This window comes from Bradyrhizobium sp. (assembly GCF_035935975.1).
Taxonomy (GTDB): domain Bacteria; phylum Pseudomonadota; class Alphaproteobacteria; order Rhizobiales; family Xanthobacteraceae; genus Bradyrhizobium.
In genome coordinates, this window is sequence record NZ_DASYWN010000046.1 from 246,539 (window position 1) to 267,111 (window position 20,573).

20 protein-coding genes and 1 pseudogene are annotated in these 20,573 nt (G+C 64.7%); 14 read left to right on the top strand and 7 right to left on the bottom strand.

The genetic code is table 11. The features are described 5' to 3' along the window. The first annotated feature begins 13 nt into the window (after positions 1-13). From VGR99_RS29245 to VGR99_RS29265, 5 genes are all read left to right on the top strand, one after another. A complete protein-coding gene (locus tag VGR99_RS29245) occupies positions 14-658 on the top strand; it encodes a response regulator transcription factor (protein WP_326903421.1) in 645 nt (214 codons plus the stop codon). A 614-nt stretch (positions 659-1,272) separates the two neighbouring features. Then, entirely contained in the window at positions 1,273-2,691 is a 1,419-nt protein-coding gene (gene thrC / locus VGR99_RS29250) for a threonine synthase (RefSeq protein WP_326903422.1), read from the top strand. Then, positions 2,688-3,977, top strand: a complete 1,290-nt coding sequence (locus VGR99_RS29255; RefSeq protein WP_326903423.1) for a pitrilysin family protein — start codon at positions 2,688-2,690, stop codon at positions 3,975-3,977. Before thrC ends, VGR99_RS29255 begins: the two co-directional genes overlap by 4 nt. Before the next feature lie 39 nt (positions 3,978-4,016). Then, the gene (locus VGR99_RS29260; protein WP_248881259.1) at positions 4,017-4,604 is read left to right on the top strand and encodes a GNAT family N-acetyltransferase; all 588 of its coding nucleotides are present in this window, start codon (positions 4,017-4,019) and stop codon (positions 4,602-4,604) included. 129 nt (positions 4,605-4,733) lie between these two features. Further along, positions 4,734-5,387: a hypothetical protein gene (locus VGR99_RS29265; protein WP_326903424.1), complete on the top strand. Its 654-nt coding sequence runs from the start codon at positions 4,734-4,736 to the stop codon at positions 5,385-5,387. A 100-nt stretch (positions 5,388-5,487) separates the two neighbouring features. Here the strand turns inward: VGR99_RS29265 and VGR99_RS29270 are convergent, their stop codons facing one another. The 5 genes from VGR99_RS29270 to VGR99_RS29290 form a co-directional block, all read right to left on the bottom strand. Continuing rightward, entirely contained in the window at positions 5,488-5,973 is a 486-nt protein-coding gene (locus tag VGR99_RS29270; RefSeq protein WP_326903425.1) for an ATP F0F1 synthase subunit B, read from the bottom strand. A gap of 5 nt (positions 5,974-5,978) precedes the next feature. Beyond that, positions 5,979-6,545 carry a F0F1 ATP synthase subunit B' gene (locus VGR99_RS29275; RefSeq protein ID WP_326903426.1) on the bottom strand — a complete coding sequence of 189 codons (567 nt, stop codon included), beginning with the start codon at positions 6,543-6,545 and terminating at the stop codon, positions 5,979-5,981. Between the two features lie 60 nt (positions 6,546-6,605). Beyond that, positions 6,606-6,833, bottom strand: a complete 228-nt coding sequence (locus VGR99_RS29280; RefSeq protein WP_018643436.1) for a F0F1 ATP synthase subunit C — start codon at positions 6,831-6,833, stop codon at positions 6,606-6,608. Positions 6,834-6,886: 53 nt separating this feature from the next. After that, on the bottom strand, positions 6,887-7,636 hold the full coding sequence (locus VGR99_RS29285) for a F0F1 ATP synthase subunit A (protein WP_326903427.1): 750 nt from the start codon (positions 7,634-7,636) through the stop codon (positions 6,887-6,889). A 111-nt stretch (positions 7,637-7,747) separates the two neighbouring features. Continuing rightward, positions 7,748-8,122, bottom strand: a complete 375-nt coding sequence (locus VGR99_RS29290) for an AtpZ/AtpI family protein (protein WP_326903428.1) — start codon at positions 8,120-8,122, stop codon at positions 7,748-7,750. Between the two features lie 75 nt (positions 8,123-8,197). Here VGR99_RS29290 and VGR99_RS29295 point away from each other — a divergent pair, with 75 nt between their 5' ends. The 3 genes and pseudogenes from VGR99_RS29295 to VGR99_RS29305 all read left to right on the top strand — a co-directional run bounded on the left by VGR99_RS29295 (position 8,198) and on the right by VGR99_RS29305 (position 9,658). Beyond that, positions 8,198-8,398, top strand: a complete 201-nt coding sequence (locus tag VGR99_RS29295) for a hypothetical protein (RefSeq protein WP_326903429.1) — start codon at positions 8,198-8,200, stop codon at positions 8,396-8,398. A gap of 94 nt (positions 8,399-8,492) precedes the next feature. Beyond that, complete coding sequence (locus VGR99_RS29300) at positions 8,493-9,026, top strand: hypothetical protein (RefSeq protein ID WP_326903430.1); 534 nt, start codon at positions 8,493-8,495, stop codon at positions 9,024-9,026. Positions 9,027-9,184: 158 nt separating this feature from the next. Next, positions 9,185-9,658 (top strand): annotated as a pseudogene (locus VGR99_RS29305) (secondary thiamine-phosphate synthase enzyme YjbQ). A 67-nt stretch (positions 9,659-9,725) separates the two neighbouring features. On the opposite strand, the gene VGR99_RS29310 reads toward VGR99_RS29305, so the two are convergent. Further along, positions 9,726-11,390 (bottom strand): MFS transporter, encoded by a 1,665-nt coding sequence (locus tag VGR99_RS29310; RefSeq protein WP_326903471.1) that lies wholly within the window; start codon positions 11,388-11,390, stop codon positions 9,726-9,728. A 341-nt stretch (positions 11,391-11,731) separates the two neighbouring features. Between VGR99_RS29310 and VGR99_RS29315 the strand changes: the two genes are divergently transcribed. Further along, positions 11,732-12,403, top strand: coding sequence for a response regulator transcription factor (locus VGR99_RS29315; protein ID WP_326903431.1), 672 nt, complete (start codon positions 11,732-11,734; stop codon positions 12,401-12,403). Between the two features lie 116 nt (positions 12,404-12,519). Further along, entirely contained in the window at positions 12,520-14,547 is a 2,028-nt protein-coding gene (locus VGR99_RS29320; protein WP_326903432.1) for a DUF3857 domain-containing transglutaminase family protein, read from the top strand. A 33-nt stretch (positions 14,548-14,580) separates the two neighbouring features. Here the strand turns inward: VGR99_RS29320 and VGR99_RS29325 are convergent, their stop codons facing one another. Further along, positions 14,581-17,421 carry an ATP-binding protein gene (locus VGR99_RS29325; protein WP_326903433.1) on the bottom strand — a complete coding sequence of 947 codons (2,841 nt, stop codon included), beginning with the start codon at positions 17,419-17,421 and terminating at the stop codon, positions 14,581-14,583. A 195-nt stretch (positions 17,422-17,616) separates the two neighbouring features. Here VGR99_RS29325 and VGR99_RS29330 point away from each other — a divergent pair, with 195 nt between their 5' ends. The 4 genes from VGR99_RS29330 (at position 17,617) to VGR99_RS29345 (ending at position 20,567) form a co-directional block, all read left to right on the top strand. Then, positions 17,617-18,036 (top strand): organic hydroperoxide resistance protein, encoded by a 420-nt coding sequence (locus VGR99_RS29330; RefSeq protein ID WP_326903434.1) that lies wholly within the window; start codon positions 17,617-17,619, stop codon positions 18,034-18,036. A gap of 29 nt (positions 18,037-18,065) precedes the next feature. Continuing rightward, positions 18,066-19,094, top strand: coding sequence for an alpha/beta hydrolase (locus VGR99_RS29335; RefSeq protein ID WP_326903435.1), 1,029 nt, complete (start codon positions 18,066-18,068; stop codon positions 19,092-19,094). A gap of 69 nt (positions 19,095-19,163) precedes the next feature. Further along, positions 19,164-19,727, top strand: coding sequence for a cytochrome P460 family protein (locus VGR99_RS29340; protein WP_326903436.1), 564 nt, complete (start codon positions 19,164-19,166; stop codon positions 19,725-19,727). An 18-nt stretch (positions 19,728-19,745) separates the two neighbouring features. Further along, positions 19,746-20,567, top strand: a complete 822-nt coding sequence (locus VGR99_RS29345; RefSeq protein ID WP_326903437.1) for an SDR family NAD(P)-dependent oxidoreductase — start codon at positions 19,746-19,748, stop codon at positions 20,565-20,567. Positions 20,568-20,573: the final 6 nt, after the last annotated feature.

The following is a 20,573-nucleotide window of genomic DNA, read 5'->3' on the forward strand; positions in this document are numbered from 1 at the left end:
AAGAGAGCGCGCGATGCAAGATACCGCCAAACCGGCGACCAAAGTTCTGATCGTCGACGACCATCCTGTTGTGCTGTCCGGTTGCCGGACCCTGTTCGCTTCCGACCATACGATCCGGATCGACGAAGCCACCGACGCCAAATCCGGGCACCGTGCCTATGTCAGCAAACGGCCCGATGTCACCGTGATCGACATCAGCCTGCCCGACGTTTCGGGCTTCGAGCTGATGCGGCGGATCCGCAAGGACGACCCCGACGCCAAGATCATCATGTTCAGCATGAACGACGATCCGGCCTTCGTGGTGCGGGCGGTGGAGCTGGGTGCGCAGGGCTATGTCTCCAAGGGCGACGATCCCCGGATCCTGCTGAAGGCGGTGCGCAAGGTGGTCGCGGGCGACAATTACATTTCGCCGCAGCTCGCGGAGGCCGTGACGTTCTCCGGCGCGGCGATCAAGGCCAATCCGGCCTCGCAGATGACGCCGCGGGAGCTCGAGATTCTCCGCCTGCTCGGGCGCGGCGACAAGATCGTCGAGGTCGCCGAGGCGCTCGGCATTTCCTACAAGACCGTTGCCAACACCACCTCCCTGCTCAAGCAGAAGCTCGGCGCCAAGAACCATTCCGACCTGATCAGGATCGCGGTGGAAATCGGGATGGGCTGATATTTCGGGGCATTCGCCAGGCACTGCCGGCCCGAGGGCACCGAACCGGCTGCTCCAGGATGCAGCCGGTTCGGCGGGGCGGATCGGCCTCGGCGTGCAGCCGGGCAATGCATGGACACCGCCGATTCCTTCCGCGGACACAATGGACGGAGGTGGCGTTCGTTCCAGGCTCATCTGTATTTTCGGGAAAAAGTGGTAATACCGCCCTGGGTGCTCGCCCCCGGCCTATCACCAAGCCCGCAGCATGTCGGGAAAAATAGGAACATCTTCCCGCATTCGTCGTTTTCACCCTTGACGATGTCGTGACAGGCGACGAAAGCTTGGGCCGACAGTTTTAGCGGGTCGGCGACCCGCACGAGGCAAACCGGGTCTGCACTTTCAACGACAGACCTTCCAAGAGGAGGGCTGCGGCATCGCCGCAGCCCTTTTTCGTTGGCGGGGATGTTTTCGTCAGCACTGCCCCTGTTTCGCTGGCGCGGCTTTGGCGGGAAGCGGTTTCCCGTTGCCGCAAAACACTTTATGGTGGCCCAAAGCCTCTGGCTGTTGACAAGTATTTTCGTAAAATCAAGGGCTTACGGATCGAGCTTCGGCTCGGCCTGCCTTTGGAGGGCAGTTTGACTCGTTATATCTCGACCCGGGGCGAGGCCCCCGAACTCGGCTTCTGCGACGTGATGCTGACCGGGCTTGCCCGCGACGGCGGCCTGTATGTGCCGGCCACCTGGCCGCAGCTTTCGGCGGAGACCATCGCCGGCTTCTTCGGCCGTCCCTATTGGGAGGTCGCCGTCGACGTGATCCGTCCCTTCGCCGGCGGCGAGATTTCGGATGCCGAACTCGGCCGCATGGCCAACGAGGCCTATGCCACCTTCCGCCATCCGGCGGTGGTGCCGCTGCGCCAGATGTCGCCGCACCAGTTCGTGCTGGAGTTGTTCCACGGTCCGACGCTCGCCTTCAAGGACGTGGCGATGCAGCTGATCTCGCGGCTGATGGACCATGTGCTGGCCAAGCGCGGCCAGCGCACCACCATCGTGGTCGCGACCTCAGGCGACACCGGCGGTGCCGCGGTCGAGGCCTTCGCGGGCCTCGAGAATGTCGATCTCATCGTGCTGTTTCCGCACGGCCGCATCTCCGAGGTGCAGCAGCGGATGATGACGACGACGGGCGCGGCCAACGTCCACGCGCTCGCCATCGAAGGCAATTTCGACGACTGCCAGGCGCTCGTGAAGGGCATGTTCAACAACCATCGCTTCCGCGATGCGACCTCGCTCTCCGGCGTCAACTCCATCAACTGGGCGCGCATCGTCGCCCAGGTGGTCTACTACTTCACCTCGGCCGTGGCCGTCGGCGCGCCGGCGCGCGCGGTGGATTTCGTCGTGCCGACCGGCAATTTCGGCGACATCTTCGCCGGTTATGTCGCCAAGCGGATGGGGCTGCCGGTGCGCACGCTGCGCATCGCCGCCAACGTCAACGACATCCTGGCGCGCACGCTCAAGACCGGCATCTACGAGGTGCGCGAGGTGCACGCCACCGCATCGCCCTCGATGGACATCCAGATCTCCTCGAATTTCGAGCGCCTGATGTTCGAAGCCGGCAAGCGCGATGCGGCCGGAGTGCGCCGCCTGATGGAGTCGCTGAAGCAGTCGGGGCGCTTCGTGCTGCCCGATGCGACGCTGGCTGCGATCCGCGAGGAATTCGACGCGGGCCGCGCCGACGAGACCGAGACCGCAGCCGCGATCCGCGCTGCCTGGCGCGAGGCGGGTGAGCTGGTCGATCCCCACACCGCGGTCGCGCTCGCTGTCGCCGACCGCGACACCACCGACACGACGGTTCCGAGCATCGTGCTCTCCACCGCCCATCCGGCCAAATTCCCCGACGCCGTCGACGCGGCCTGCGGCCAGCGGCCGCAACTGCCGGCCTGGCTCGACGGTCTCATGACCAAATCCGAACACATGAAGGTGATGAAGAACGATCAGGGCGAGGTCGAGCGGTTCGTGCTGTCGGTCAGCCGGGCTGCAAAACAAGGAGTTGCCGGATGAGCGTCGAGATCTCCAAGCTTGCCTCCGGCCTGACCGTCGTCACCGACAAGATGCCCCATCTCGAAACGGCGGCGCTCGGCGTCTGGGCCGGCGTTGGCGGCCGGGACGAGAAGCCGAACGAGCACGGCATTTCGCATCTCCTGGAGCACATGGCGTTCAAGGGCACGACCAGGCGCACCTCGCGCGAGATCGTCGAGGAGATCGAGGCGGTCGGCGGCGACCTCAATGCCGGCACCTCGACCGAGACCACGTCCTATTACGCGCGCGTGCTGAAGGCCGACGTGCCGCTGGCGCTCGACGTGCTCGCCGACATCCTCGCCAATCCGGCCTTCGAGCCGGATGAGCTCGAGCGCGAGAAGAACGTCATCGTGCAGGAGATCGGCGCGGCGCAGGATACGCCCGACGACGTCGTGTTCGAGCATCTCAACGAGCTCTGCTATCCCGACCAGCCGATGGGCCGCTCGCTGCTCGGCACCGCCAAGACCTTGCGCAGCTTCAACCGCGACATGCTGCGCGACTATCTGTCGACGCATTATCGCGGGCCCGACATGGTCGTGGCCGCGGCCGGCGCGGTCGACCACGCGCAGGTGGTCGCCGAGGTCGAGAAGCGCTTTGCGAGTTTTGAGGGGACGCCGGGTCCCAAGCCGCAAACCGCCATGTTCGGTAAGGGCGGTGCCAAGGTGGTGCATCGCGAGCTCGAGCAGGCGCATCTGACGCTGGCGCTGGAAGGCGTGCCGCAGAACGACCTGTCGCTGTTCTCGCTCCAGGTCTTCACCAACATCCTCGGCGGCGGGATGTCGTCGCGGCTGTTCCAGGAGGTGCGCGAGAAGCGCGGCCTCTGCTACTCGATCTACTCGTTCCACGCGCCCTATACCGATACCGGCTTCTTCGGCCTCTACACCGGCACCGATCCCGCCGACGCACCGGAGATGATGGAGGTCGTGGTCGACATCATGAATGATTCGGTCGAGACCCTGACCGAGGCCGAGATCGCCCGCGCCAAGGCGCAGATGAAGGCGGGCCTGCTGATGGCCCTGGAGAGCTGCTCGTCCCGCGCCGAGCAGCTCGCCCGGCATGTGCTGGCCTATGGCCGGCCGCAGACGGTGCAGGAGCTGGTGGCCCGGATCGACGCCGTCAGCGTCGAATCGACCCGGGACGCGGCGCGTGCGCTGCTTTCGCGGAGCCGCCCTGCAGTTGTCGCATTAGGCAGCGGCAGGGGTCTGGACACGGCGGTGTCTTTTGCGGAAGGATTGACCCGGGCACGTGCCAAGGCGCGGTTGCATTAGGAGCCGCGCGCGGGCCGATCTGCCCCGGGAAGCATCACCATGGCCCTCTTTCGCCTGCCTTCCAGTGGACCCGCCGCCCTCGCACCGCGCGGCAACGGGCTCTTGCTGCGCGCGCCGCAGATGTCGGACTTCCTACAGTGGGCGCATTTGCGCGAGTCCAGCCGCGATTACCTGACGCCGTGGGAGCCGATCTGGCCCTCCGATGACCTGACCCGGTCCGGCTTCCGCCGCCGTCTGCGCCGCTATTCCGAGGATATCGCCGCGGACCGCTCCTATCCCTTTCTGATCTTCCGCGAGCTCGACGGCGCCATGGTCGGCGGCATCACGCTCGCCAATGTCCGCCGCGGCATCGTGCAGGCCGGCACCATCGGCTATTGGATCGGCAAGCCCCATGCGCATCGCGGCTACATGACGGCGGCCCTGCGGGTGCTGCTGCCGACGCTGTTCGGCGAGCTCAATCTGCATCGGGTCGAGGCCGCCTGCATCCCCACCAACGCGCCCTCGATCCGGGTGCTGGAGAAGTGCGGCTTCTCCCGTGAGGGCCTGGCGCGTCGCTATCTCTGCATCAACGGGGTCTGGCAGGACCATCTGCTGTTTGGCCTGCTGCACGAGGATTTCCGCGGCTGAGCCGTTCATTCCTGTGACCAAAGTCTCTTGGCTGCCCTGTTTGCTGCCTTGGGTTCGCCGATTTTGACGATATAACCCGCAGGGCCTACCGGCGATCGGCCGGGATTTTGTCATGGAGTACGGGCTTTGATGGTGAAGCAGCTTCGGTCATCGCGGAATGTGCTGCGGCGGGTGCCGGCGATCGCGCTGGCTTTGTCGGTGTCGCTTGCGGCGGTCTCGCCGGTGGCGGCCCAGTCGTTGACCGACCGCTTCAAGGATCTGTTCGGCGGCAAGTCCGACGAGCCGGCCCCGCCCAAGCCGGCGCCTGCGCCCGGTCAGCCGCCCGAAGACGACCTCGATTGTCCGCAGGTCACGGTGCGTGCGGGAGCCTCGACCTATGCAGTCGGCGCTACCGGCAAGCCGGCCGTCGGCAACGATATCCGCTTCCAGGCTTCGGTTACCAAGATGGCACGCGAATGCGCCCGCAGTGCCGGTGGGATCACGGCCCGGATCGGCATCCAGGGCCGCGTCATTGCCGGTCCCGCGGGTGCGCCCGCCACGGTCGAGGTGCCGCTGCGTATCGCAGTGGTGCAAGGCGGCGTCGGCGAAAAGGTCATCGCCTCAAAGGCCTACCGGACCACGGTCGAGATGACCGACGGCGGCAGCGTGCCCTTCACCTTCGTTGCTGAGGATCTGACCTACCCGGTGCCCGCACCTTCGGTCGCCGATTCCTACATCTTCTATGTCGGCTTCGACCCGCAGGCACTCACGCCGGAGCCGAAGGCGCGGGGGAAGAAGAAGTAAGGCAAGGTCCCGCGCCGCGTCCGGGACACGAGCGCCATTCAGCCCAACAAAAAAGCCGGCGCTCATCGCGCCGGCTTTTTGATTGGTGAAGGCTGCGCCCTCAGTTCAGCTTCTGCCGAACCTCGGTGATGCCCTTGGTGAGCAGGTCGTCGGCAACCTGGCCCTTGACCGACTGCGACAGGATCGTGGAGGCGGCCTGGACGGCGGCTTCCGCGGCTGCGGCGCGGACATCGGCCAGCGCCTGGGCTTCGGCGAGCGCGATCTTGCTCTCCGCGGTCTTGGTGCGGCGGGCGACGAAGTCTTCCATCTTCGCCTTGGCCTCGGTCGCGATGCGCTCGGCTTCGGCCTTGGCGTTGGCGATGATGTCGGCGGCCTCGCGTTCGGCCGAGGCACTGCGCGCCTTGTAGTCGGCCAGCACCTTGGCGGCTTCCTGCTTGAGGCGCGTCGCGTCGTCGAGCTCGGCCTTGATGCGCTCGGCGCGATGGTCGAGTGCCGTCAGCGCCGACTTGAAGACCCCGAGATAGCCGAACACGACCATCAGGATCACGAAGGCGATGGCGACCCAGGTTTCAGGATCGAAGAACATATCGACTAACCCTTCAAGGACGCATCAACGGCGGCATTGACCGACGCCGCATCCGGAACGACGCCGGCGAGCTGCTGCACGATCTGGCCAGCCGCATCGGCCGCGATGCCGCGGACGTTGCCCATGGCGGTCGCGCGGGTCGAGGCGATGGTCTTCTCCGCCTCGGCGAGCTTGGCCGCCAGTTGCTCTTCCAGGATCTTGCGCTCGGCTTCCGCCTGCGCATTCGCCTTGTCGCGGGATTCGTTGCCGATCGCCTGCGCCCGCGAACGCGCCGAAGCGAGCTCGCCTTCATAGGCCTTCAGCGCCGCCTCGGACTGATCCTTGAGCGTCTGCGCTTCGGCGAGGTCACCCTCGATCTTGTTCTGACGCGCTTCGATCGCACCGCCGACCTTGGGCAGAGCGAGCTTGGACACGATGACGTAAAGCAGGACGAAGAAGATCGCGAGCGACACCAGCTGTGAAGCGAAGGTGCTGCTCTCGAACGGCGGAAACCCGCCACCGTGGTGACCACCGTCAGCCTCGGTGTGAGCGCCCGCCGCCGGACCTTTTGCGCTGCCATGACTCTCAGCCATGGAGTACTCCCGTTGCTGTCACGCGCCGCTTCGGATGAAGCGGCGCGAAAGAAGTCGTTCTCAGAAAACGAACAGCAGAAGCAGCGCGATCAGCAGCGAGAAAATGCCGAGCGCTTCGGTCACGGCGAAGCCGAAGATCAGGTTGCCGAACTGGCCCTGAGCGGCCGAGGGGTTGCGGACGGCCGCGGCGAGGTAGTTGCCGAAGATCACGCCCACACCGACGCCCGCGCCGCCCATGCCGATGCATGCGATGCCCGCGCCGATAAGTTTTGCTGCTGCCGGATCCATTTTAGACTCCTTGGAAGAAAGATTGGGTTGTGGGTGGAAATTCCCCGGACCGCTCAGTGTCCCGGATGAATGGCGTCGTTGAGGTAGATGCAGGTCAGGATCGCAAACACATAGGCTTGCAGGAACGCGACCAGAATCTCGAGCGCGTACAGCGCGATCGTGAGCGCCAGCGGCAGCACGCCGCCGACCCAGCCGATGGCGCCGAGGGAGAAGCCCAGCATGGCGACGAAGCCCGCAAACACCTTCAGCGCGATGTGGCCGGCCAGCATGTTGGCGAACAGACGAATGCTGTGCGAGACCGGCCGCAGGAAGAACGATAGGATCTCGATGAACATGACCAGCGGCAGGATATAGCCGGGGACGCCGTGAGGAACGAAAATCGAGAAGAATTTCAGGCCGTTCTTGGCGACGCCGTAGATCAGCACGGTGAAGAAGACCAGCAGCGCCAGTCCTACGGTGACGATCAGGTGGCTCGAGATCGTGAAGGTGTAGGGGATGATGCCGACCAGGTTCGAGACGCAGATGAACATGAACAGCGAGAAGATCAGCGGGAAGAACTTCATGCCTTCCGCGCCGGCCGTCGAACGGATGGTCGAGGCGACGAATTCGTAGGAGATCTCGGCGACCGACTGGAGGCGCCCGGGAACCAGTTGCGTGCCGCTGGCAAGCATCAGGATCGAGATGATGGCGACCGCCACCAGCATGTAGAGCGATGAATTCGTGAAGGCGATCGTCTGATTGCCGATATGGCCGATCGTGAAGAGAGGCTCGATGTTGAACTGGTGGATCGGATCGATTTTCATCGGCGCGGCATCTCTTGGTCTGCCGGGCGATGCCGGCTGGTCTCGGTCTGCCGGCCGGGCCGGCCCGCACCGGCGAAACCGGCGCGATCATTCCTCTCCTGTGCGGATCGCCTAAGAACCACCGCGCCTGTTTTGACCCGCGCCCGCCGACCTCACCACATTCACCACGCCGGCCACGAAGCCCAGCAGCAGGAACACGATAAATCCGAAGGGCGACGTCGACAGCAAGCGGTCGAACCCCCAGCCAATCCCCGCTCCGACAGCGACACCGGCGACCAACTCGGAGGATAACCGAAAACCAAGCGCCATCGCCGAGGCTCTGGCCGCTCCGTCTTCACCGTCACCTGCGGGTTGCTCGGTCTTGATCCTGCGGTCGCGAAATTCGGACAACCGCTGATCGAGATTTCCGAGCCGATCGGAAAGCGCAGCTTCCTCGGACGATCTATCGCGATCCCCATTCTCGCCGTGCCCCGTGCCCTGTGTCATGCAACGAAGACCCGAAACGCCGCGGCTGAATGGAAATTACGCCCGCCACCCTCAAAAGCCGCGCGGACCATACTGATGGCCTATAATCAAGTCAAGCCAAGTCACGATTGCGTCGCTTTCTATTATGTACCTGATTTATTTGATGATATTGGCCTGTCGGGCGGCGCTGCACACAGCGTGACGCCGCACCGCAGCAGCTCTCCGCGGGAACGGCGAATGAGGCCGCTGTTTTGTCCGCCTGGCGGGATCAAACCGGCCGCCGCGCTCGTTGATTGAATGGCTGTGTTTTCGGCGGCGGATTTGGACGCCCAAGTGTAGAACAAAGTGTAGAATGAGGATGGGCCACCTGCGCGTCGTGGCGGAGAGCGCGATGAGACCTGCGACGTCATCCACAGCATCTTGCACGGCATCCTGGTTTGCGGCGGCTGCGTTCGCCATGGTGATGACCGTTGGCGGCGGCCTCGTGGCCGCGCAGTCCGGCCCCGATAGCGAAAACGGCCGTTACAGCATGACACCGATCCCGGAAGGCGTGCTGCGGCTCGACACCCGCACCGGCACGGTGTCGACCTGCACCAAGAATGGTGCCGGCTGGGCCTGCTACGCGGTGCCCGACGAACGCACCGCGCTCGACGCCGAGATCGGCCGGCTCCAGTCCGAGGTCGAGAAGCTGAAGGGGCAGATCGCGGCGGGGCCGACTGTGTCGGGCAAGATCGACGAGCCGCTGCCGAAATCCGACCCGCTCAAGAAGGCCGAGCCGAAAGCCGCCGAAGGCGACCGCAAGATCGAGATCCCGCTGCCGAGCGACCAGGACATGGACCGCGTGATGTCATTCCTGGAAAAGGCCTGGCGCCGGCTGATCGACATGGCCAATCGCGTCCAGAAGGACGTGTCGGGGAAGATTTGAGGACCCCGTCGCGCTCTCCACGCGTTGAGCTGCCGTTGGTGGGCAAAGGCGTTCTTACGCCGTGCCCACCATGGTTCTACAACAATGAAGGAAGACGTGGGTACGGCGCGTACGCGCCTTTGCTCACCCTACGGCACTTTCCGAGTTGAGAGAATTTGATGACATCGGCCAAATCCGTCACCCGCTCGGCGCCATCGTCGGTGCAGGCCACCACCATCGCTTCGTCGCTGCTGACCGTGCAGACACACGGCCGCAGCTTCACCGATCTCACCAGCGAAGCTGCCAAATTCATCGCCGAGGTCCGCGCGCGCGACGGCGCCTTGACGCTGTTCATCCGCCATACCTCGGCGTCGTTGACGATCCAGGAGAACGCCGATCCGTCCGTGCTGGTCGATCTCGCCACCACGCTGGCGCGGCTGGCGCCTGAAAATGCGGCCTGGACCCATGACACCGAAGGGCCGGACGACATGCCCGGCCACATCAAGACGATGCTGACGCAGACCTCGCTTTAGGTCCCGGTCCTGAACGGCAAGCTCGCGCTCGGTACGTGGCAGGCGATTTATCTGATCGAGCACCGCGCTCGTCCGCACCGGCGCGAGGTGGTGCTGCAATTCATCGGCGGCAATCAGTAGGACGCCAAAAGCAAACCGGCCGCGGAGCGATCCGCGGCCGGTTTTCTTCAAGCGCCTTGCGAGGCGATCAGATCTTGCTGATGTCGACGTCCTTCGTTTCGGGCACGAAGAAGAAGCCGACGACCGCCGTGATGGCCGCGAAGATCACCGGATACCAGAGGCCGGAGTAGATATCGCCGGTCGAGGCCGTGATCGCGAAAGCGGTCGCGGGCAGCAGGCCGCCGAACCAGCCGTTGCCGATGTGATACGGCAGCGACATCGAGGTGTAGCGGATGCGGGTCGGGAACAATTCGACCAGCATCGCCGCGATCGGGCCGTACACCATGGTCACGTAGACCACGAGGATGAACAGCAGCGCGATGACCGCCGACACCTGCGGACGGAAGATGTCGAAGGGATGCGCCATCTTGACGATGCCGGCATCACCGACCTTCGGATAGCCCGCCGCCTGCACCGCCGCGGTGATCGCGGGGTTCGAGGTCTTGGCGTCCGTGTAGGGCACTTCCTTGTCGTTGACGACGATCTTCACCGCACCGGCAGGTCCCGGAACGGTCGCGTACTTCACCGACGACTGGGCGAGGAAGGCGCGTGCCGTGTCGCAAGGCGCGGTGAACACGCGGGTGCCGACCGGGTTGAAGAGATCGCCGCAGCTCGCGGGATCTGCCACCACCTGGACCTTCACCGACTCATAGGCCTTTTCCAGCGCCGGGTTGGCGTTGCTCGAGATCATCTTGAAGATCGGGAACAAGGTGAGGGCGCCGATCAGGCAGCCCGACAGGATGATCGGCTTGCGGCCGATCCTGTCCGACAGCGCGCCGAACACCAGGAAGAAGCCGGTGCCGAGCAGCAGCGACCAGGCGATCAGGAGGTTGGCGGTGTAGCCGTCGACCTTCAGGATCGATTGCAGGAAGAACAGCGCATAGAACTGGCCCGTGTACCAGATCACGGCCTGGCCCATGGTCAGGCCGAGCAGCGCCAGGATCACGATCTTGGCGTTGCTCCAGGTGCCGAAGGCTTCGGTCAGTGGCGCCTTGGAGCCCTTGCCCTCCTCCTTCATGCGCTGGAACACCGGCGATTCGTTCAGGCGCAGACGGATCCAGACCGAGATGCCGAGCAGTGCGACCGACACCAGGAACGGAATGCGCCAGCCGCCCCAATAGGAGCCGGGTGCGCCGGCGAAGGCAGCCTCGCCGGTGGCGGAGCGGGTGAACAGGATCACCAGCAGCGACAGGAACAGGCCGAGCGTCGCTGTGGTCTGGATGAAGGAGGTGTAGTAACCGCGCTTGCCCTGCGGCGCGTGTTCCGCGACGTAGGTTGCAGCACCGCCATACTCGCCGCCGAGCGCCAGGCCCTGCAGCAGGCGCAGGCCGATCAGAATGATCGGCGCCGCGATGCCGATCTGGGCCGCGCCGGGCAGGAGGCCGACGATGAAGGTCGAAAGACCCATGATGAGGATGGTGACGAGGAAGGTGTATTTGCGGCCGACGATGTCGCCGACGCGGCCGAACACGATCGCACCGAACGGGCGGACGAGGAAGCCCGCAGCAAAGGCCAGCAGCGCGAAGATGTCGCGCGTGGCCTGGTCGAACATCGGCTTGCCGTCGGCGCCGGCGATCGTGAAGAACTGCGTGCCGATGATGCCGGCCAGCGATCCGTAGAGGTAGAAGTCGTACCACTCGAAGACGGTGCCGAGCGACGATGCGAGGATGACGAACCGCTCATCCTTCGTCATGCCGGTCGATCGAGCCGACGTTGCAGCCATTGTGGACATTGTGCGTGCGCTCCCGAAATGCGTTTCCCCGCGCCCCGGCTGTCCGGGCAAGCCGGATCAACCTGGGTCTTAACGGCAAGGTAACATCGGCGTGAAACCTGCCCCAATACGACTTTCGGCTTTGCGCACTGACGCGCACCTGACGGTGCGGGGCCCCGGCTCCGGCATGATAGTGCTGGTCCATGGGTTAACCCCGTTGCAGCAAAGGGATAATGTCCACTTGCATGCCACGGCCGGCCGGGAAAGAATTGACCAAGGCCCCGGGCCGGCTTACTGGCCCGGTGCGATTGACCAAGAGAACGATGAACGCTCCCTCGACCCATCTTGTCATTGCCGATGATCATCCCCTGTTCCGCGATGCATTGCGGCAGGCGGTGGCTGGCGTCCTGACCTCGGCCAGGATCGACGAGGCCGGATCGTTCGAGGATCTGACCAAGCTGTTGGAACAGACCTCCGACGTCGATCTGGTTCTGCTCGATCTCTCGATGCCCGGGATATCGGGCTTTTCCGGCCTGATCTATCTGCGCGCGCAATATCCGGCGATCCCGGTGGTGATCGTCTCCGCCTCCGACGACAGTGCCACGATCCGCCGCTCGCTCGATTTCGGCGCCTCCGGCTTCATCCCGAAGCGTTTCGGCGTCGAGACGCTGCGCGATGCCATCCTCAAGGTGATGGAGGGTGACGTCTGGGTTCCCGCCGACACCGACCTGTCGGCCGCCGCCGACCCCGATATGACGCGCCTGCGCGACCGCCTGGTGACGCTGACGCCGCAACAGGTCCGGGTGCTGATGATGCTGTCCGAAGGTCTGCTCAACAAGCAGATCGCCTATGAGCTCGGCGTCTCCGAAGCCACCATCAAGGCGCATGTCTCGGCGATCCTGCAAAAGCTCGGCGTCGAGAGCCGCACCCAGGCGGTGATCGCCGCTGCAAGGATCGCCGGCGGCCAGTGGAAGCAGGGCACACCGACGGGGTAGGTGTCGGCTTTCTTCGTTAAATCACTTCAAGGGAAATCCGAGTCGCGCGTGTTGCGTTGCGACATCCATTTGCTACAACTTCCGCGTCAAATGGAATGTCGTGCCGGAGCAGGGGCGTGGGGCTGGAATGGAATGCGCGTGATCTCGTAGATTGTGCGCCGGTGCCGGAATGGGTCGATCACCAGCCCTACCGCTTTCCCATCCCCGAGACGGAAGCCGCGTGCATCGCAAATGGCACATGCCGGCTGCTGTTCGATGCTCAAACTGATCTCTCCACTAACGCCGTCGCCTGGCATTATCGGGTCGCCCAAAGTGTACTGACCCGCGAAGGTGCCGAGCGGGTGGCGCATTTCGTCGTGGATTTCGATCCCGGCTATCAGCGGCTCGAAGTGCACTTCATTCGCGTCATTCGCGGAGGCGAGTGCATCGAGCATGCGCGGCCCGAGGCCTTCCAGATCCTGCGCCGGGAGAGCAATCTCGAGCGTCTGGTGTTCGACGGCCGTCTGACTGTGTCGCTGCTGGTGCCCGACGTGCGGATCGACGACATCGTGGAGTTCAGCCTCACGATCTACGGCGGCGTACCGGTACTGAACGGCAAGTACCACTCGTGGATCACTTTCGACCGCGTCAATCCGTTCTATGAGGTACGTCAGCGCCTGCGTCGGCCGGTCGCGCGCAATATAAGCTTCAAGAGCTTCAACGATCCGCCGCAACCGCATGCCGGTACGACCGACGGGATCGAGGATCTGCGTTGGCAACTGACGGGTCAGAAGCGCCGTGATCCGGAGGACCTCACGCCACCCTGGGTTCTTCTGCACCCTTCGCTGCAGTTGAGCGAGTTCGAGAGCTGGAATGATGTGGCTGCGCTGCTGTCACCCCACTACGAGGCGAAAGGTCTTCCCGACGCGCTTGCAGAGGAAGTCGACCGCATTGGGCGAGAGCACGCCGAGTCGAGCGAGAGGGCTGCCGAATGGTTGCGCTTCGTGCAGCGGGAGCTCCGCTATTTTGCCTTCTCGGTCGGCGAGGGCGGGCTCACGCCGCGGCCGGTCGAGACGATCTGGAGCACGCGCTTCGGCGATTGCAAGGATGCATCGACACTCTATGTGGCCGGCGCGCGCCGGCTGGGCCTCGATGCCTGTGCGGCGCTGGTCTCGACGACCCACGGTTACGCGCTCAGGGATTTCCTCCCGAGTGCAGCTGTCTTCAATCATTGCATCGCGCGCCTGCGGCTCGATGGGCGGAGTTATTGGCTCGACCCGACGCTGTCGATACAGTGCGGTCGCTTGGAAGATATTTATCAGCCCCATCCCGGCTGGGCACTGCCGCTCACGCGCGAGACGGTCGAGCTGGAACAGATGGGGAGCGAAGAGCCGATCCAGATACTTCATTGGGAGGACGAGATCACGCTAGGTCCACGGCGCGACTCGCCTGCCACCGTGGATCGAACGATCGACTTCACGTCTTGGTATGCCGACGGGATGCGCAACCGGTTCGCCAATGAGGGCACCGGCGGCTACGTCGATGCCATGCTGAAGGAATGGCAATCCGTCTGGCCCGGCGTTGCCGAGGCCGCTCCGATCGAGATTCATGACGATCGCCTCCGCAATACGGTTTCGCTGGTGTTGAAGCTCACCATTCCAGGCGGCTGGAAAACCGGCGGCGCCAATTCGCCGCTGGTGTTTGCCGTTGCTGACATGGCGACGGTGCATGAGCTTCGTCCGCTCGCCGAAGTTCGGCGCGAGACCGAGATATTCCTTGGCCGGCCGCGCAAGGTCACCAATCTGATGAGGGTGCATATGCCACGGCGCTGGCCTGGTGACGGCTGGATACATCGGCTGGAGGCGCCCGGCATCGCTTATCAGAGCCGGGTTACGTTCGACGGGCGGACCATGAACAGCTTCCGAGAACTGACCGTTCATGGATGGTCTTCGCCGGCCTCCGGCGCGTATGCTTATAATGAAGTCGCCAACAAGCTGCAGGAAAATCTCTTACATGTCTGGGGAAGCGAGTTGTTTGGCCGGATCCGGCCGCATATCAGTATGCGCGGTCGGATCATCCTTGCCATTCGCTGGGTCGCGGGCGGTGCTTGGGGCGCGTATTTGTTATTCATTCTGCTGCGTACATTCCTCGCCTCCCTGCATTAGCTGGGCCGGTAAGGCTCGCCGAAGCCGCGCCATCTAGGTCATGCTCAACAGGCTGTTAGCGGCCCTGATATCTGCCGTCTCCGAGCCGTCCGCCAGGCCTTCGAGCGCCGATCGAAGCAATCGCCTCGCTTCCTCGTGCCGACCGCGTTCGGCTAGAAGCTTTGCAAGATCAATCGTTACTCGCAACTCCCAGACTCTTGCACCTTTGCGGCGGCTCAGATCAAGCGATTGCATGAAGTGAGCTTCTGCTTGCTCCACATTGGGCTCCGGCAACGACAATAGGACTCTGCCTCTTATCCGCAGCAGTTCGGGCATGTAGAGATGGTCGCCGCTCCGCTCGACGAGGCGGATGGCTTCGTCGATCAGGCGTGCGCTTGGCTCGACCTGCCCGAGCGCCAGAAGGCCATGAACCAGCGCGATGTTGAATGTCGTGGTGAGCAGCTCATAGCCGGCATCGTGAAGCTCGCGAAGGCAGGCTTGTATCGTCTCGACGCCGCCTGCGGCGTCGCCGCGCCGGATCGCGAGCTCGCCTTTGACGCCGCGGCCGGCTGCGAGATAGGGGCCCATCGCGTGCGAATCGGCATGGGCGATGAAGCGGTCGATGTTCGCGTCCGCACTGTCGAGCTCACCGCTCCAGAGATCGATCGACACCAGCCAGATCAGCGCGATGCAGAGCGTGATCGGATGATCCATCTGTGCGGCTTCGGCGACAGTCTGCAGCGCCAGTTGTTGCGCATCCGCGGGCCGGCCCTGCAGCCACAGCTCGCGCGCAAGCGAGATGCCGGCGCGGTTGCGGTGGTCGAAGCCGTACACCGTGCTGATGCGCTCCGTGCCCGGCCCCTTCCACGCGGCCTCCAGCATGGTCAGTGCGTCGCGATGTTCGCCGGCCAGATGCAAGGAGACACCGAGGAGCGAATGGGCGAGGGCGAGGGAGGCGGCATCGCCGAGCTTTTCGGCGACCGCGAGGCTCTGACGCGCATAGCCGAGCGCAGCGTCGAACTGTCCCATCCGCTCGTGGAAGATGTGCATGCGGCCGAGCAGCTGGAGCTGGTTCGGTGCGTCGCCGCGCGCCTCGGCGATCGCAAGGCTCCTGCGCAGCGCGGCGAGCGCCGCCTCGCTGCCGCCTCGCGTGAACATCAAGGTCAGCCCGAGCGCTGCCTGGATGTGCATTTCCTCGGTGCCGCCACGCGAAGATGGATCGATCGCAAGCAGCGCCCGTTCCGACCAGCGCCGGCATTCGATCAGCAGGGACATCGCGAGGAAGATCGGTACTGCTGCCGCGGCGAGCGCGATGCCGATGCCCGCATCGCCGTTCGCGCCAAAGCACCAGTCCAGCGCGGCGCGCACGTTGTGCAGCGCGGAGAAATGGATCGCGCGCTCGTCGGCGCTCGGCACCGTCGCCCATGTCGTGCCGGCCTGCTCCAGCCATCGCCGGTAATAGGTCGCGTGGCGGGCGGAAAGCGCCGCGTCATCCGGCTCGCTCTCGATCAGATAGGCGCGTGTCGTATCGAGCAGGCGGTAGCGCATCATGGCGCCGATGGGGCGCGGTGCGACCATCGACTTGGCGACAAGGCTGTCGATGGCGTCGAACAGGCGGGCGCGGTCGACCCGCTCGTCCGGCACGATGTCGAGCGCGGCGTCGATGGTGAAATGGCCGGCGAAGACCGCAAGCCGGCGCAGCACGAGGCGCTCGGTGTCGGACAAGAGCCCGTAGCTCCAGTCCAGCGTCGCCTGCAACGTCTTCTGCCGCGGCGGCGCGGTGCGCTGGCCCTGCCAGAGCAGATTGAGGCGCTCGTCGAGCAGCGCCGCGGTCTGCTCGAGGCCGTAGGCTTCGACCCTTCCGGCGGCAAGCTCGATCGCCAACGCCATGCCGTCGAGCCGACGGCAGATCCCCGCGACGATCGCCGCATTGCGATCGTCGAGCGCGATCTGCGCGCCGCCGGCCGTGGCGCGTTCGAGGAAGAGCTGGAGCGCTGGGTAGGTCTGTGCAGCAGCCGCCGTCAGTGCGGGATCGTCGGGTGGAACGGCAAGCGGCGCCAGCCGATAGACCTGCTCGCCCTCGACGCGCAGCGGCTCCCGGCTCGTGGCGAGGATGTGGACGTGCGGCGCGGCGTGGAAGATCTCCGCCGCCAGCGGCGCCGCAGCGGCGATGACGTGCTCGCAATTGTCGAGGATCAGCAGCATCCGCTTGTCGCGCAGATGCGCGAGTAGCGCCGGCAGGGGATCGTCGGCCTGCGCCGGCAGGCCCAGCATCAGCAGGATCGACGTGATCACGAGATCGGGATCGCTGAGTGCGGCCAGATCCACGAAATGTGAGGCATCGGCGAAGGTCTCGAGCAGATCGTGTGCGATCGCGACGGCAACGGCGGTCTTGCCGACGCCGCCGGGCCCGGCGATCGTGACGAAGCGCGAGATCATGAGCCTGTCGGACACGGCGGCGATCGCATCATCGCGCCCCACCATCCGTTGCAGGCGGTTAGGTAGTTTTACGGGCGGCAGGTTCGCTCGCGATGCAGGGTGCGGCTCGGCTGCGACATTCGCCCGCGAGATAGGCGCCACGAAGCAATAGCCGCGGCCGGAGAGCGTGGTGATGTAGCGGGCGCCGTCCTTGCCGTCGCCGAGCGCCTTGCGAAGCGCTGCGACGTGAAAGCGCAGGTTGGTTTCCTCGACAGCCATGCCGGGCCAGACCTGTGCCATCAGGTCCCATTTGCTGACGACCTCGTTTGGCCGCGACATCAGTGCGATCAGTGTATCGAAGCTCTTGGCACCCATCGGCAGCGCGACGCCGTCGCGCGTCACGAGCCGCTCATGCGGCTTCACGGTGAATGGCCCGAACGACAATGTCGCTGCCGCGGGCGCGGCCGGTTCAGTCATCGCGAAATCTGCTCATTTGGCAAACCGGATAGCCAGCGGGCTGCGATCCGGCAAGGCCGGCTTTGCATCGGCATCAGACCGCGTTTGCAGGTCTCGTAACCGGGTTCCCTGCCGGCCTCACAACTTCTCACAAGTCCCAACGGGTGCCTGGCGAAGGCGGCTGATAGTCAGTTGCGTGTCGGCAAGGAGACGATCATGACGCAAGCGGCAAAACTGCTCTACACGGCCAACATCCACACCAGCGGCGGACGACACGACGGCATCTCGCGTAGCTCCGACGGCCGCCTCGATGTAAAATTGTCGCCGCCGGGCGGCGCAGGCATCGGCACCAATCCCGAGCAATTGTTCGCGGCCGGCTGGTCGGCATGTTTCGAAGGCGCGATGGAGATCGCCGCGCGCAAGCGGAACATCGTGCTTCCGAGAAAAAGTGCGATCGATGCGGAAATCGACCTTCTTGTCGATGATGGAGCTTACACGCTCCAGGCGCGCCTCAATGTCAGCCTGCCGGGCCTCGATCGCGAGGTCGCGCGCGGCATCGTCGATGAGGCGCACCAGACCTGTCCTTATTCCAAGGCCGTGCGCGGCAACATCGACGTCACGGTCGCACTGATCTGACCATCACTAATCAACAAGGTAGCACCATCATGAAGCAGCTCATCGACCAGCATCGTCGCAAGTTCTTTGGCGTCGCCGCAGGAACCGTCGCCGCCGGTCTCGGCGTGATCGACCTCGTCCGCGCCGAAACGAAGGCGCCGCGATCCCAGGCATCGAACGCATCCTTCGGTCCGATCAAGCAGATCGACGCCGGCGTCCTCAACGTCGGCTATGCCGAGGCTGGTCCGTCGAACGGTCCCGTCGCGATCCTGCTGCACGGCTGGCCCTACGACATCCACGCCTTCGTCGACGTCGCGCCGATCATGGCGAAGGCCGGCTATCGCGTCATCATCCCGTATTTGCGCGGCTACGGCTCGACGCAGTTCCTCTCGAGCGAGACGCCGCGTAACGGCGAACCGGCGGCCTTGGCCGTCGACATCATCGCGCTGATGGACAAGCTCGATATCAAGAAGGCGGTCGTCGCCGGCTTCGACTGGGGCGCGCGCACCGCCGACATCATCGCCGCGCTGTGGCCGGATCGCTGCCGCGCACTGGTGTCGGTCAGCGGCTATCTGATCTCCAGCCAGGCCGCGGGAAGCGCCCCGCTGCCGCCGTCGGCCGAGCTGCAATGGTGGTACCAGTTCTATTTCGCGACCGAGCGCGGCCGTGCCGGATACGAGAAGTACACGCACGATTTCGCGAAGCTGATCTGGAAGCTCGCTTCGCCGCAATGGAAGTTCGACGATGCCACCTTCAACCGCAGTGCGGCGGCGCTGGACAACAAGGATCACGTCGCGATCACGATCCACAATTACCGCTGGCGGCTCGGGCTCGCCGAGGGCGAAGCGAAGTACGACGAGATCGAAAAGAAACTTGCGGCGGCGCCCTTCATCGAAGTGCCGACGATCACGATGGAAGGCGACGCCAACGGCGCGCCGCATCCCGATCCGAGTGCCTATGCCAAGAAATTCAGAGGCCGGTATGACTTCCGCCTGATCACCGGCGGCATCGGTCACAATCTGCCGCAGGAAGCGCCGCAGGCCTTCGCCAAGGCCGTCATCGACGCCGACGGCGCGTGATTCGTTCAATGCCCCGGTCCGGCGCGGCTGGACCGGGGATGTGTTGCGATCCCAGCTTAAAGAAGCGTCATGACGACAATCGAATCTGAAAAGAACAAGCGATCCTACGCGAAGGCGATTACTTTGGCCGTGCTGCTTCTCGTTATTCTCCTGACTTGCGTGCCCTACCTCGTCTCGATCGCGCTTGCCGAGGGCCCGGCGCAGAGCAACACGGCAGACGCTTCGCCGATCTTCGGTGTCACAATCCCTGAGGGCTACAAGCAGTGGGAGCTGGTTGCGCCGGCCGAAGAGGCCGCACCGCTCGACGAGCTTCGTGCCGTGGTCGGCAACCAAGCCGCTATCGACGCCTATCAGGCCGGAAAGCTCCCGTTCCCCGACGGCACCATTCTGGTCAAGCGCGCCTGGAAGCGGAAACAGTCGCCGGAATTCGCATCCGCGACGATCCCCGGCGCCGCGACGACGGTGCAGGTCATGGTCAAGGATTCCAGGAAATATGCCTCGACCGGAGGTTGGGGCTTTGGCCGTTTCATCAATGGCAAGCCGGTCGACGAGGCCCAGCACCGCACCTGCTGGGGCTGTCACGAAGCCCGCGCCAAGAGCCGCGATTACGTTTTCACCCGGCTTGCGCCTTGAGGTCTTGCGGAGGCAGATATGAAGACATGGTTCATCAGCGGCAGCTCTCGCGGGCTCGGGCGTGCCATCACGGAAGCGGCGCTCGCCGCGGGAGACCAGGTGGTTGCCACCGCCCGGGATCTCACCCCGCTCACACCCTTGCGTGAACGCTTCGGTGAGAGACTGCGGCTCGCAAGACTCGACGTCACCGATGAGGCCGCCGCGCAAGCAGCCATCGACCTCGCCGTGACAGCGTTCGGCGGCCTTGATGCGGTCGTGAACAATGCCGGTTATGGCGATCTCGGATCGGTCGAGGACACGAGCCTGGACTCGTTCCGGCGGCAGATCGAGGCCAATTTGATCGGCACCATCATCGTCACCAAGGCCGCCATCCCCGTGCTGCGCCGGCAGCGCCGCGGACACATCGTGCAGGTCTCGTCTGTCGGCGGCCGGATCGGCGCGCCGGCACGCGCGGCCTATTCGGCTGCGAAATGGGGAATCGAAGGTTTTTCGGAGTCGCTCGCGCGCGAGATGACGCTGATCGGCGTCCATGTGACGATCGTCGAGCCCGGCGGCTTCCGGACAGGATTTGCGCAGGCCGCGCATGCGACCGATGAGGGGCGCGCCGAGTACGACGCCGTCGTCGGGGCCGCCGTCAGGATGCAGCGCGATTACGACGGCCGCCAGCCCGGCGATCCCGCCAAGGCGGCCGCCGTCGTCCTGAAGCTTGTCGGGATGGATCGTCCGCCCTTGCGCATCGCGCTCGGCAGCGACGCTGTGAACGCGATCGCAGCCACGGACCGGCAACGTCTCGAAGAGCTGGAGCGGTGGCGCTCGCTCAGCGTATCGACCGACTACTGACTGCGT